Annotated in this window: 12 protein-coding genes and 1 pseudogene; 11 read left to right on the forward strand and 2 right to left on the reverse strand. The window is 40.0% G+C overall.

The window, feature by feature from the left end; translation table 11 throughout:
* Window positions 1-358 precede the first annotated feature (358 nt).
* Window positions 359-835 (forward strand): BLUF domain-containing protein, encoded by a 477-nt coding sequence (locus tag CYK47_RS14115; protein ID WP_122902441.1) that lies wholly within the window; start codon window positions 359-361, stop codon window positions 833-835.
* Window positions 836-1,171: 336 nt separating this feature from the next.
* Here the strand turns inward: CYK47_RS14115 and CYK47_RS14125 are convergent, their stop codons facing one another.
* Entirely contained in the window at window positions 1,172-1,519 is a 348-nt protein-coding gene (locus tag CYK47_RS14125; RefSeq protein WP_164709222.1) for a transposase, read from the reverse strand.
* A 229-nt stretch (window positions 1,520-1,748) separates the two neighbouring features.
* Between CYK47_RS14125 and CYK47_RS14130 the strand changes: the two genes are divergently transcribed.
* The 10 genes from CYK47_RS14130 to CYK47_RS14175 all read left to right on the forward strand — a co-directional run bounded on the left by CYK47_RS14130 (window position 1,749) and on the right by CYK47_RS14175 (window position 12,408).
* On the forward strand, window positions 1,749-2,747 hold the full coding sequence (locus CYK47_RS14130; RefSeq protein ID WP_122902443.1) for a phosphotransferase family protein: 999 nt from the start codon (window positions 1,749-1,751) through the stop codon (window positions 2,745-2,747).
* Window positions 2,744-3,085, forward strand: coding sequence for a hypothetical protein (locus CYK47_RS14135; protein ID WP_122902444.1), 342 nt, complete (start codon window positions 2,744-2,746; stop codon window positions 3,083-3,085). The genes CYK47_RS14130 and CYK47_RS14135 overlap by 4 nt, the downstream gene beginning before the upstream one ends.
* Window positions 3,078-3,788 (forward strand): histidine phosphatase family protein, encoded by a 711-nt coding sequence (locus tag CYK47_RS14140; RefSeq protein ID WP_122902445.1) that lies wholly within the window; start codon window positions 3,078-3,080, stop codon window positions 3,786-3,788. The genes CYK47_RS14135 and CYK47_RS14140 overlap by 8 nt, the downstream gene beginning before the upstream one ends.
* Entirely contained in the window at window positions 3,785-4,945 is a 1,161-nt protein-coding gene (locus CYK47_RS14145) for an acyl-CoA dehydrogenase family protein (RefSeq protein ID WP_122902446.1), read from the forward strand. The genes CYK47_RS14140 and CYK47_RS14145 overlap by 4 nt, the downstream gene beginning before the upstream one ends.
* A gap of 15 nt (window positions 4,946-4,960) precedes the next feature.
* The gene (locus CYK47_RS14150; protein ID WP_122902447.1) at window positions 4,961-5,731 is read left to right on the forward strand and encodes an SDR family NAD(P)-dependent oxidoreductase; all 771 of its coding nucleotides are present in this window, start codon (window positions 4,961-4,963) and stop codon (window positions 5,729-5,731) included.
* Window positions 5,732-5,757: 26 nt separating this feature from the next.
* Window positions 5,758-7,641 (forward strand): sigma 54-interacting transcriptional regulator, encoded by a 1,884-nt coding sequence (locus CYK47_RS14155; RefSeq protein WP_122902448.1) that lies wholly within the window; start codon window positions 5,758-5,760, stop codon window positions 7,639-7,641.
* A gap of 134 nt (window positions 7,642-7,775) precedes the next feature.
* Entirely contained in the window at window positions 7,776-9,395 is a 1,620-nt protein-coding gene (locus CYK47_RS14160) for a long-chain-fatty-acid--CoA ligase (protein WP_122902452.1), read from the forward strand.
* Between the two features lie 26 nt (window positions 9,396-9,421).
* The gene (locus CYK47_RS14165; RefSeq protein ID WP_122902449.1) at window positions 9,422-9,736 is read left to right on the forward strand and encodes a DUF485 domain-containing protein; all 315 of its coding nucleotides are present in this window, start codon (window positions 9,422-9,424) and stop codon (window positions 9,734-9,736) included.
* Window positions 9,729-11,378 (forward strand): cation/acetate symporter ActP, encoded by a 1,650-nt coding sequence (gene actP, locus CYK47_RS14170; RefSeq protein ID WP_122902450.1) that lies wholly within the window; start codon window positions 9,729-9,731, stop codon window positions 11,376-11,378. Before CYK47_RS14165 ends, actP begins: the two co-directional genes overlap by 8 nt.
* Before the next feature lie 148 nt (window positions 11,379-11,526).
* Window positions 11,527-12,408 carry an EamA family transporter gene (locus CYK47_RS14175; protein ID WP_122902451.1) on the forward strand — a complete coding sequence of 294 codons (882 nt, stop codon included), beginning with the start codon at window positions 11,527-11,529 and terminating at the stop codon, window positions 12,406-12,408.
* Between the two features lie 179 nt (window positions 12,409-12,587).
* On the opposite strand, the pseudogene CYK47_RS14180 reads toward CYK47_RS14175, so the two are convergent.
* Window positions 12,588-12,741, reverse strand: a pseudogene (locus CYK47_RS14180) (IS5-like element ISAba27 family transposase); the annotation flags it as partial.

Here is a 12,741-nt window from a genome sequence, read left to right on the forward strand (position 1 = left end):
ATAGAATTAATGGAATTTTGTTGATGATTTAGCTGGGTAATTTTAATTTTATGACGTTCGTTCATATTAAAAGAAACCCCTTATTTAATAAAAAAATATTGAATTTTTTCTATATTACTTTTTTTATTGATTTCCGGTCTTTCTAATAAGAAATAATAAATTTGGCGTAATAAATAAATAGGTGGCTGTGTCATTTTAAATCTCTAATTGTTATTAAGTTTTCTTAAGTATTTGCAAATTTTTAAGTAATGTCTATAGGTAAAAGCTTACAATTGCACAAAAAATAGTCTTAAAATTTAAGTTTTGCTTATCATAATGTTAAATTTATATAAAAATATTTGAAAATTCACGCATTTAAATGGGAGATTTTATGCTTATTCGATTGAGCTATGCGAGCCAATATCAACCAACGGAACAAAATTTACTTGAAGATCTGCGTACCATTTTAGTCACTGCCCGTGCAGTAAACACAGCGGAAGGCATTTGTGGGGTATTATATTATGCTCATGGTCACTTTTTTCAATGTTTGGAAGGAGAAGCACACAATGTGATGCGAGTATATGCAAAGATTCAAAGAGATTCTCGCCATACTATTCTAAAATGCTTTGAAATTGAACATATTGCTCAAGCACAGTTTAGTCAATGGTCAATGAAATATGCAAAATCTAACTCCATGCTGCAAAATTTTTTAAATAAACACAATATTCATAGCTTTAAGCCGCAAAACTTAGCCCAGCACGACTTAGCCGAATTTATCCGCTTATTGTTAAAAGCAAATAGCCTAAGTATAAAAACATCTATTGGTAATCATAGAGGTTACCAACATTATTTTTAAGTAGCTCACCCACTAATAAAACCAAAATTATAATGGGGAAGCCTTTTCAACTCATATGATCAATTTAATTACACCTTTCGATACTATACTTACGCTGACAAGTATTACAGTACAGGAATTTACACAGCACTCAGACCTAGTGTATCAGCTAAAGTAAAATCACGAATGTTGAGACTTGTACTAATATTACGATCTCCCACAAGCTGACAGGTTGGACATTTCCATAATCTTATGCTCAACGGTAGCTTATCCATCTTATAATCACACTTTTAACATGTCTTTGAACTTGTTACAAATCTAACAATTTTCAATATATTATTGCCGCGTCACTCGGCCTTATATTGCAATAGAGTTAGGAATTTCCCACCCTGCAATATCCGAAATGGATTTAGCAAGTTTGCTATTCTTCAGCATGTTTTTAATCTCTAAAGCCTTTACTACATATGTAGTCACTTGGGTTTCACCGATTAAGTGATGTATTAATTTGTGATAGAGGTCTAGGCGTTGTAAACGTATCTTTTTATGGATAAGTGCAAAACTCAATTTTTGGCGTTGATAGTTCTTTGATTCTTTTTTCTTTCGAGCAGATATCTCTTGCTGATTTGCTAACCTTTTTTGACCTTGACGTAAATATCTTGGCTTCTCAATCTTCTGAATATCAGACTGAATCAGCAGATAATTCAAGCCTAAATAAATGCTAAGCTCTTTTATTTGCTTGACTGGTTGACGTTGTTATTTTCTTTTGATGGGTTTTATCTTTAACTTAGATTCTAAACTAAAAATGAATATAATTTTCAAAGATGAATCAAATTTCAAAATTGAAACTATTTTATATTTACTAAGATACTGAATTTTAATAAATTTTAAAATGGCATAACTCTTGCTCATTGCATACTAACAGGAGGGATAAGCCATGGATGTACAACAAAAACAAAACTTAAAGACTCTTATTGAGCAGCAATTAAATTATCAACCAACACCTGATATTAAGATTCGTAGATTAAGTGGGGGAGCCATCCAAGAAAATTGGTCTATTGATGCAGTAGACCAAGATTGGTCTATTGTGCTACGTAAGAATGCTGACACTGTTGTTGAGGCCAGTTCAGATCGCGCTCAAGAGTATCAATTGCTCAGTCGTTTATTTGAATTGGGTATTCAGGTCCCTAAGCCTTTGTATTTTTCTGCTAAAGATAATTTTTTACATAGCGATTTCTTTATGATGCAAAAAATATCAGGTGTAACAGAAGGGCATAAACTGGTTCGTTTGAAAAATCCTGAATTGCAAAAAAAAATCGTCATGGATATTGGTCGGCATTTGGCTCGTATTCATCAAATACAGCGTGATTCGAAACTAGAGAAAATCTTAGAATATCCAGATACGAAAAATTATCTGACAGGCTTAATTTGCGAATTAACTCAACAGCTTGAAAACCTTCAACGTACGCGCCCTATATTAGAGTTTGCTTTGCAATGGATGCAAAAAAATCAACCGAGTGTTGATGAAATCGTGTTAGTTCACGGGGATTATCGCACAGGAAATCTTATGATCGAAGAGGGTCAGGTCAGTGGCATTTTAGATTGGGAGTTTACCCACTGGGGCGATCGTCGAGAAGATATTGGTTGGTTTACAGCACAATGTTGGCGCTTTGGACAAAACCAAGCTTTGGCTGGCGGTATAGGTGAATATGAAGATTTTATGCGAGCTTATGCAGAACTGAACGATATCTATATCCCTGAATTTGAAATGAAGTTTTGGCATGTATTGGCACATGTGCGCTGGGCAATTGTGGCCATGCAACAATCAGATCGCAATTTAAATCATTCTTTTTATTCTTTAGAGCTTGCACTGACTGAATTTTTAGTGCCGCAGCTTGAGAAAAATATTCTAGATCTCATTGGTGATAAGACATGAATAAAGAAAAATTATTAATGCTAATTCAAGCCAGCCAAGATTGTTTAAAACATGAATTAATACCCAAGCACTGCGATTCTAAATATGAGTTATTGATGTTGTTGCGAAGCTTTAATTTATTACAACACTATTTAATGCAATCAGAGCAACAAGATCAGTCTATTAAAGACACGCTACATGAGGTCTATGGTGTTCCCATTTCAAATATAGAAGAAGGTCTACAACATTTGGCTCAAGATTTGCGTCGAGAATACCAGGCAGATTGGTATGGGCATTTGGTTAAACTCAATCGAGCAGAGCTTGCTATCACCCATCCAGAGGAGTTAGAAAATGGCTAATTGGGGACGTCTATATTTAGTCAGACATGGACATGTAGATTACTTTGATGCTGAGCATAGACCTATTAATCCAAAATTTGCCGCGCTTTCCGCACAAGGTCGCCAGCAAATTCAGCTTTTGGCTGAGCAGATGCAGGATCTCCCACTCGATGGTATCTACAGTTCTAGCTTATTACGAGCAGAGCAAACAGCCACGATCTTAGCAGCTGAGCGTGATCTACCGATTCAAAAAATAGCAGATTTCTGTGAAATTCGTTCAGGAAGATTACGTGATATACAACTCGATCAAGCTGAAATTTTGATTAAGTATGCCTATGCGGCTGCCGATCATCAACTCGAACAGTTTATGCAAGGTGAACATTGGCAAGCCTTTCAGGATCGCGTACTGACAGCATTACAGCAGATTTTAATTCAACACCCAGCTCAGCAAATCTTAATCGCAGCCCATGATGCGGTGAACCGCGTCATTATTAATTGGGTGTATGGGCAAACTGAGCATCACTTTTATGTCCAAGAACAACATTACGGTTGTTTAAACATTATTGACTACTTGGTCCAAGATCAGCAGTTGCTGCAAAAACGTTTACAACTGCAAAACTATACCCCTTATAACATTTTAAAAATCAATCAACAGCACAGCGCGATGGATGAAATCTATCGGATGTATCAACAGGCCAACGGATTTCAGGAACTCAAAATATGATTACTTTGACCCCAGAATTACAAGATTTACAACAGCAGGTCCGAACGTTTATTCAAGATAAGATTATTCCTTATGAAAATGACCCACGCCTGGGAGAACATGGACCCTCCGATGAATTGCGTGTAGAACTCATTCAACATGCACGTGAAGCCCAGTTGCTGACACCACATGCGAGTAGGGAAAGTGGTGGCTTAGGTTGGACACATTTGCAAAAAGCCATTGCCTTTGAAGAAGCGGGTTACTCGTGTTTAGGTCCTATTGCCATGAATATTCATGCGCCTGATGAAGGCAATATTCATCTCTTAGACGCTGTGGCGAATAATGAGCAAAAGCAACGCTGGTTAAAACCGATGGTTGAAGGTCATATACGTTCTTGCTTTGCCATGACCGAGCCTGCACCAGGTGCGGGTTCAGATCCATCTATGTTACTCACCACGGCGGTCAAAGATGGGGATGACTATGTCATTAATGGACGTAAATGGCTGATTACCGGTGCCGATGGCGCCAAAGTTGCGATCATTATGGCCAAAATGCCAGATGGTACAGCCTCTATGTTTTTAACAGATACGGATGTGCCAGGCTACATCTTAGAAAAAAACATGCATGCAATGGACTCGTGCTTTTCCGGTGGACATGGCATCTTACGTTTTGAAAACCTACGTATTCCAGCTCAAAATATTTTAGGTGAGGTCGGGCAAGGCTTTAAATACGCGCAAGTCCGTTTAGCACCTGCGCGCCTGACCCATTGTATGCGTTGGTTGGGACAGGCACGGCGTGCCCATGATACTGCCACTGAATATGCCCGAGTACGTCAATCATTTGGCAAACGTTTAGGTGATCATCAAGGCGTTGGCTTTATGCTAGCAGATAATGAAATTGACTTACTCACCACACGCCTAGCCGTGCACTACTGTGCCCAAGTCTTAGATGCTAAACAGCGTGGTAATTATGAATCGAGTTTGGTAAAAGTATGCAGCGCTGATGCGATTTGGCGGGTGATTGACCGTAGTGTCCAAGTACTTGGCGGCCAAGCGATGACAGATGAATGTGTGGTGAGTAAAATTTTTACCGATGCGCGTGGTTTTCGGATCTATGATGGTGCCAATGAAGTCCATCGTATGAGCATTTCACAAAAGTTATTAAATCAAAAACAATAAAAATGAGGCGATTATATGAATAATATTTTTGATGTGACGGGTAAAAACATTCTTATTACAGGAACATCCAGTGGCTTAGGTCAACATATTGCCCATCTTTTTGCAGCATCAGGTGCCAATATTATTATGTGCGCACGGCGCAGCGAACGACTACAACAGCTACAAGCAGAACTCGAGCAACAACATCATGTAAAAGTTTACAGCTATACGCTAGATGTCAATCAACGTGATCAAGTTCAACAGATGCTTAGTGATTTAGAACAAAAAAATATCTATGTGGATGTACTGATTAATAATGCAGGGGTCAGTGATACTAAAAAGTTTTTAGATTATCAAGACCAAGATTGGGACAAGATTGTAGGGACAAATTTAAAAGCGCCGTGGTTATGCAGTCAGGAAATTGCGCAACATTTTATTCAACATGATATTCAAGGCGCAATTATTAATATTACTTCGATTTTGTCACAATCGATTAATCTCGGAGTGAGTCCTTATTGTGCTTCCAAAGCGGGACTGAAGCATCTAACAGAAGTCATGGCGGTTGAATTGGCGCGCTACAAAATTCGTGTCAATGCGATTGCACCTGGTTATATGGTGACTGAAATTAATCAAGAGTATTTGCATAGCGATGCCGGACAACAATTGATTAAAAAAATTCCACTCAGACGTTTTGTTGAATTTGAAGACTTAAATGGGGCATTATTATTACTTGCCTCAAATGCCAGTCAAGGAATGACTGGAATTGAAATTAAGGTGGATGCAGGACATAGCTGCACGCCCATTTAAATGATAACAATAAAGATAGGATGAATATGCTGAACCAAAAACCGATTCAAATTTTAGTGACCTATACCAAATACCCACAGATTAATGGTTTTCGGGATTTGGTTGAGCAAACCATTCAAAATCTTGCCACAGACCAAATCGGTTTTATCGAATGCCATATTTCAGAAGTCCTTGAAATGGCGCAACGTTTAGTCGAGCAAGGGACCAGTATTATTTTGTCGACCGGTGCAACAGCAGGCTTCTTACAAAAAAAACTGTCCATTGAAATTCATCCTATTCATACTGGCGCATTTGATGTGCTACAGGCCATTTCGAACTTAAAAGAATGTCGTAAAATTGCTTTAGTGGCCAATCAAGCGACGATCAATTTAGCCAATTATGCCGATGTCTTTGCTTTGGAAGTGAAGCAGTTTCGCTATGATTCCTATTTAAGTGCTAGACACAGTATTCAACAGGCCAAACAACAAGGCTTTGATGCAGTGATTGGTTCGCCTGTGGCGGTAGAGTTGGCCCAAAGCAATGGCCTGAAAGGGCAACTGGCATTAAGTCATCATTCATTGCAAGACCTGTGTTTAAATGCCCTACAACGTTTAGACAAGATTCGTCAGGAACAACAGCATTTACAACATCTGACGGCAATCTTTGATCATTTAAGTGATGGCATTTGCGTAGTCGATCAAAAAGGGCATATTTATTTTGCCAATGCCGCTTTGCAGCATATTCTGGAGATGAGTCAGCCGCAATTACAGCATCAAAACTTAAATAAAATTTTTAATGATTTAAGCTTAAATAAAGAATCCAATTTACAAAGTCTTGACTATAAAAATAAAAAAATTGCCGTGCATCTAGCCCCCATGCGTACTGAACATTTAGAGGGCTATGTACTTAAAATTCAGGAATTACAACAGGTCGAGCGCTCTAGCCGGGAATTTCGAAAAATTTCCAGCAGTAAATTTACTCCACGTTATCAATTTAGTGATTTGATCACTCAAAACAGTGAGTTTAAGCAGACCCTACAGCTGGCGCAAGAGTATGCCAAGAGCGAAGCAACCGTACTGATCACGGGCGAAAGTGGCACAGGTAAAGAATTATTAGCACAAAGTATTCATCAAGCCAGTTTACGTCAGCAGGGCGCGTTTGTTGCGATTAACTGCGCGGCTTTTCCAGAGAGTATTTTAGAAAGTGAACTCTTTGGTTATGAAGAAGGGGCTTTTACAGGGGCAAGAAAAAATGGAAAATTAGGTTTAATCGAAGCTGCACATCAGGGCACCTTGTTTTTAGACGAAATTGGTGATATGCCTTTACACTTGCAAACGCGGTTTTTAAGAGTATTACAGGAAAGACAAGTACAACGTCTAGGGGCTTTGCATAGCCATGCCATTGATATTCGGGTCATTGCCGCTACACACTGTCATTTAGAGCAATTGATCGCTGAAGGACGCTTCCGCGCCGATTTATACTATCGTTTAAATATTTTAAGGTTAGAGATTCCAAGTCTGAATGAACGCCGTGAAGATATTCTACATCTAAGTCAAAAATTTTTAGCCCGTAAGCAGATGTCTTGGCAGAATGTACCGCCGTATGTGGTGAGGGCTTTGAATCAGTATCATTGGCCTGGTAATATTCGCGAACTAGAAAACGTGATCGAGCGTTTAAGTGTCATCTTAAATTTGAGTGAGCCACTTACAGCAGCGCGCTTTAAACAGTATGTGCCTGAACTATTCATTGAGCCCCAGCGTTCTATTTCTCCCCTGAAAGAAGTTAAGCAGCAGCAAGAACACACCCTCATTCGTCAAGCGCTAGAGCAAGCGCAAGGTAATTTAGATTTGGCCGCGCAACACTTAAATATTAGTCGGACCACGCTATGGCGCAAGATGAAATATTTGAATCTTAAACAACCTGAAAAATAAAGCTGCACAATTGCAATGCATTGCAATTTTGAAACGTTACCTAATAAAACAAGATTTTGATTTATATAAATTTTTTATTGGCATTGTGCTTGCAATAGTCCTTATTGTATTCATCTATGGATAAGGACAGAATAATAATGAATGGACAGATGATGTTCTGTGATTTAAACATCACTTCAATTATGCAACATGCTTTGTTAGCGTATTCACAACAGCAAATCGTAAGCTTAAAGTCAGATGGCAAAACACTGCACCGTTATAGCTATCGAGAGGCCTTTCAGCGTGTCGCGCAAGCTGCACATGCTTTTGACCAATTAGACATTGCACCGGATGCGATTATGGGGACCCTGGCATGGAATACCTATCAGCATATTGAACTCCATTATGCTATTCCGTGCTCAGGTCGCGTTTACCATACCATCAATCCCCGCTTGTTCCCTGAACAAATCTTACAGATCATTCAGGATGCGCAAGACCAAGTATTATTTGTAGAGCCTGAATGTATTGCTTTGCTGGAAAATATGTATGATCAGGTGAAACCGTTTGTAAAACATATTTTTATCTTAGGGGATATTGATGCTTCGCTGAGTGCAACATTTCCTTTTCAATTTTATGAACAGATTTTACAGGATCAGCCAACATCTTACCCATGGCCAGAAATTAAAGAGCAGCAAGCCAGTGGCCTATGCTATACCTCTGGTACCACAGGACAGCCCAAGGGTGTGCTTTATTCGCATCGCAGTACAGTGTTACATGCCTTAATTTTAAGCATGCGCGAAGTGGTGGGGTTGGATCTGCACAGTGTAATGATGCCCATGGTACCGCTGTATCATATTAGCGCTTGGGGAATGCCCTATAACAGTATCTTATGTGGGGCAAAACTGGTTTGTTGCCATCAATTCGCCGGTCAACCTGACAAAATGGTGCGCTTGATGCAGCAGGAACACGTCGATATTGCCATGGGCGTGCCGACCATTTGGGCAGGTATTCAAGCCTATTTACAGCAAAATTCAATTGAAAACTTCCCATTAAAACGCGCGATTTCAGGTGGTTCTGCAGCTTCTTTGGCTTTAATTGAGCGCATGCAACAGCTTGGTATCCAACTTGACAATGCATGGGGGATGACAGAGACCAGCTCCTTAGCGGCATGTAATCATGGAGGATATGCACCAACATCTCATCCAGCACACAGCTTAAAGTGCGGCCGTCCGATCTTTGGTACGCAAGTTCGGCTCAAAGATCAACATCAACAGGTATTGGCTTTAGGTGAGTTGCAAGAGGGACAATTGGAAATTAGAGGCCATGCCATTGTCGAACAGTATATGTACCAAGACAGTGGGGCTGAACAAAGTTGGTTTAATACGGGGGATATCGCCAGCATTGACGAATTGGGTTATATCCACATCACAGATCGTGTGAAAGATATGATCAAATCAGGCGGTGAGTGGATCAGTAGTGTGGCCTTAGAAAACGCCGTGATGGGCTATGAAAAGATTCATGAAGCAGCTGTGATTGGGGTTGAACATCCCAAATGGGGGGAACGCCCATTATTAATCGTGGTGCCTAAAGCCCAGCATGCCACGATTCAGCATGAAGAAATCATCAGCTACTTATCTTCGTCCATTGAAAAATGGTCGCTACCTTCAGCCACGATTTGTGTGAAAAATATTCCACATACCCCGACCGGTAAAATAAGTAAAAAAACCTTACGTGAACAATATCATGATTATTTTGCGCAGATGAATGTGGTTTAAGGCCATCTGAGCAAGGAGAGTGTCATATGGATATACAACAACAAGAACACGCCATTATTCAAGATCAGCATTTTCAAGCGATGGTGCGTTCTCGCAATCGTTTTGCTTGGTTACTAAGTGCTAGCGTGTTGATCATTTACTTTATTTTTATTGCAATCGCCAGTTTTAAACCTGAAATTCTGGCTCAGACCTTTGGTGATCGTGTTTTGACTGTAGGGTTACCGTTGGCAGCATTGGTGATTATTGTCAGTTGGTTGATTACAGGTATTTATATTTACATTACCAATCGTCACTTTGATCAGATTAAATTACGTCTCAAGAAGGAGTATCACTATGAATAAACTCCTTCTCCTGTTATTGGGCTTAAGTTTAAACTTGCCTGCCTATGCCGCAGGGCAAAATCTAAACTGGACCGCAATTAGTATGTTTGCTGTTGTGGTCTTCATGACCTTATTGATTACGTGGTGGGCAGCACGGCGTACCCGTTCAAAAGAAGATTTCTATACTGCGGGCAATTCTATTTCTGCCCAACAAAATGGTTTGGCGATTGCGGGTGATTATATGTCGGCCTCTACCTTACTTGGTGTTTCAAGTATGGTGTTCTTTAAGGGATATGATGGCTTTATTTATGTGACCGGCTTCTTTGTGTGTTGGCCTATTCTGACCTTTTTAATGGCAGAGCGCTTACGTAACTTAGGCCGTTATACTTTTGCTGATATTGTCTCCTACCGCTTAGATCCACAAAAAACCCGAATTTTAGCCACCTGTGGCTCATTGATTGTAGTGGTATGCTATTTATTGCTACAAATGGTGGGTGCAGGGCAACTGATCAAACTGCTCTTTGGTATTGACTATCAAATTTCAGTGATTTTAGTCGGTTGTCTGATGCTGGTTTATGTCATGTTTGGTGGTATGTTAGCAACCACATGGATTCAAATTACCAAAGCGATTTTACTGCTGTTTGGGGGGACTGTACTGCTGTATCTGGCGCTCAAGCACTTTGGTTTTAGTCTCGACCGTATCGCACAAGCTGCGGTGAGTAGCCATCAACTGGGTGAAAAAGTTCTGCAACCAGGGGGAATGCTCTCAAATCCGATTAATGCCTTATCCACCTCGATTGGCTTGATTTTTGGTTTAGCCGGTTTACCGCATATCTTAATGCGCTTCTTTACCGTACCCAATGCTGCAGATGCACGGCGTTCTGTTTTTTATGCCTCCGGCTATATTGGTTATTTCTTTATTATTGTTTGTATTTTAGGTTTTGCTGCAATTTCAATTGTCGGTACCAGTCCACAATTTTTTGTCAACGGGCAAGTGGGGGGTGAATTACTCGGTGGCTCCAATATGGTCGCAATTCACTTAGCTGGTGCTCTTGGTGGTAATGCCTTACTTGGCTTCTTGTCTGCAGTGGCATTTGCCACGATCTTGGCAGTGGTTGCAGGCTTAACCTTAGCAGGTGCTTCTGCGATTTCGCATGATCTGTTTAGCAAAGTGATTAAAAAAGGCCAAGCAACGGAAAAACAAGAAATGCTGGTGTCACGCTTGGCGGTGATTGGCTTAGGAATCGTCGCAATTGCGTGTGGTATTTTATTTGAAAAAATGAACATTGCCTTCTTAATGGGCTTAACCTTTGGTATTGCCGCTTCAGCTAATTTTCCTGTGCTATTTTTAGCAATGTATTGGAAAGATCTCACCACGCGTGGCGCGATTTGGGGAGGATTCACAGGCATTATCTCAGCCATTGTACTCGTTATTCTATCACCAACGGTTTGGGTCGGTGTGATGGGTTATCAAACGGCAATTTTCCCTTATGATAATCCTGCTTTATTCTCAATGCCTTTTGCTTTTATTGTCAGCATTGTCATTTCTAAATTGGATCAAAGCGAACGTGCACGTATTGACCGTGCTGGTTTCGAGCAACAAGTGGTCCGTTCTGAACTGGGAGCACGGCAAGAAGATTTAGAAAAAGCGCCATTACATTAAGTTCATTGATCTTTTGGTGCCTTTGGTTCAGATCTAGAGGCACCTTTACTTTTAATAGGCCTATCAATAAGAAAATTTCATTGATAAGAGGATGAAAAGGCAAGCTTTGAGGCGTACATTAGCCACAATTTGTTTTGAGACTTAAGCTTTGATTTGGATTCTCTTTACCCTCATGGCTGCTTTTATGCAGGCATGGCGGAATGCTTTTCAAAAGCAACTCAGTAGTAGTGTCGACGTGTATGGCGTAACACTGGCGCGTTTTTTATTTGCTGTTCCCTTGGCAATTGCTTATCTCACATGGATCTATCATGCTCATCCAGTGCATGCAGTCGTACATTTTAATGTACCGTTTGCGCTGTATATTGTGATTGCAGCGGTGAGCCAAATTGCGGCGACTGTATTCATGGTACAACTCTTTAAGCAAAAAAATTATGCCATTGGTGTGGGTTTGGCCAAGAGTGAGGCGATTTTAGCTGCCATTATCGCCGTGATTTTTTTAAGTGAACCTTTGAGTCTTTATGCTTGGTTTGGAGTGCTGCTCGGAGGGATCGCGGTATTTTTACTCAGTAGTGGACGCCACCTCAAAGATTTATCTGTTCCTACTTTAAGTATTGGTATTGCCAGTGGCTTATGTTTTGCCATTACCTCCCTTTTAGTCCGAGAAGCCAGTTTAGAACTGAACATGCTACCTCATCTACATCGTGCAGCATGGGTATTATTTTGGGTGATTAGTTTTCAATGTATCAGTATGTTGCTGTACTTGGGTCTCTTTAGTCGGCAAACCTTGTATGCACTGTGGCAGCGTCTAGGATTAACCTTGAAAGTGAGTCTATGCAGCTTTTTAGCTTCATTGGGTTGGTTTAGTGCTATGAGTTTACAGTCTGTTGCGATTGTCAAAACTTTAGGCCAGATTGAAATCTTATTTAGTCTTTTAATTTCCATGTTTTTCTTTAAGGAAAAATTAGCAAGGCGAGATCATTGGGGATTATTACTCGTGGTCATCGCGGCTATCTTGGTCATTTGGGCTTAGCCTATGGCTCGATGAAAGGTCAATGCTAGATTTTTAAATTTAGATGTGTTGCAATTTAAATCAGGGATCTAGCGCTATTCTTTTATTTTCACTTGTTGTAAATCTGCTAACATTCTCATCAATGCCGAATTAGATCCTAAAATGAATACGATAAAATACTAGACCTCTTGCGAAAGTGGTTATTGCAAGTTTATTCGGTTTACCAGTGCAGCAATTAAGTTAATGCGTAAACCGAATCTTTTCCGTCTATTTCGATAGCGTTCACTTAATATTCTAAATGTTTTCAATTGACTATTAATGTGTTCGATCACAACTCGTATTTTTCCAATCAGT

The sequence above is a fragment of the Acinetobacter sp. B51(2017) genome, assembly GCF_003711395.1.
GTDB lineage: Bacteria > Pseudomonadota > Gammaproteobacteria > Pseudomonadales > Moraxellaceae > Acinetobacter.

Bases quoted from the DNA above. Each gene is read 5' to 3' on its own strand.
- CYK47_RS14155 (WP_122902448.1), top strand. From the start codon at position 5,758: ATGCTGAACCAAAAACCGATTCAAATTTTAGTGACCTATACCAAATAC.
- CYK47_RS14115 (WP_122902441.1), top strand. From the start codon at position 359: ATGGGAGATTTTATGCTTATTCGATTGAGCTATGCGAGCCAATATCAA.
- CYK47_RS14130 (WP_122902443.1), top strand. From the start codon at position 1,749: ATGGATGTACAACAAAAACAAAACTTAAAGACTCTTATTGAGCAGCAA.
- CYK47_RS14140 (WP_122902445.1), top strand. From the start codon at position 3,078: ATGGCTAATTGGGGACGTCTATATTTAGTCAGACATGGACATGTAGAT.
- CYK47_RS14135 (WP_122902444.1), top strand. From the start codon at position 2,744: ATGAATAAAGAAAAATTATTAATGCTAATTCAAGCCAGCCAAGATTGT.
- CYK47_RS14145 (WP_122902446.1), top strand. From the start codon at position 3,785: ATGATTACTTTGACCCCAGAATTACAAGATTTACAACAGCAGGTCCGA.
- CYK47_RS14165 (WP_122902449.1), top strand. From the start codon at position 9,422: ATGGATATACAACAACAAGAACACGCCATTATTCAAGATCAGCATTTT.
- actP (WP_122902450.1), top strand. From the start codon at position 9,729: ATGAATAAACTCCTTCTCCTGTTATTGGGCTTAAGTTTAAACTTGCCT.
- CYK47_RS14150 (WP_122902447.1), top strand. From the start codon at position 4,961: ATGAATAATATTTTTGATGTGACGGGTAAAAACATTCTTATTACAGGA.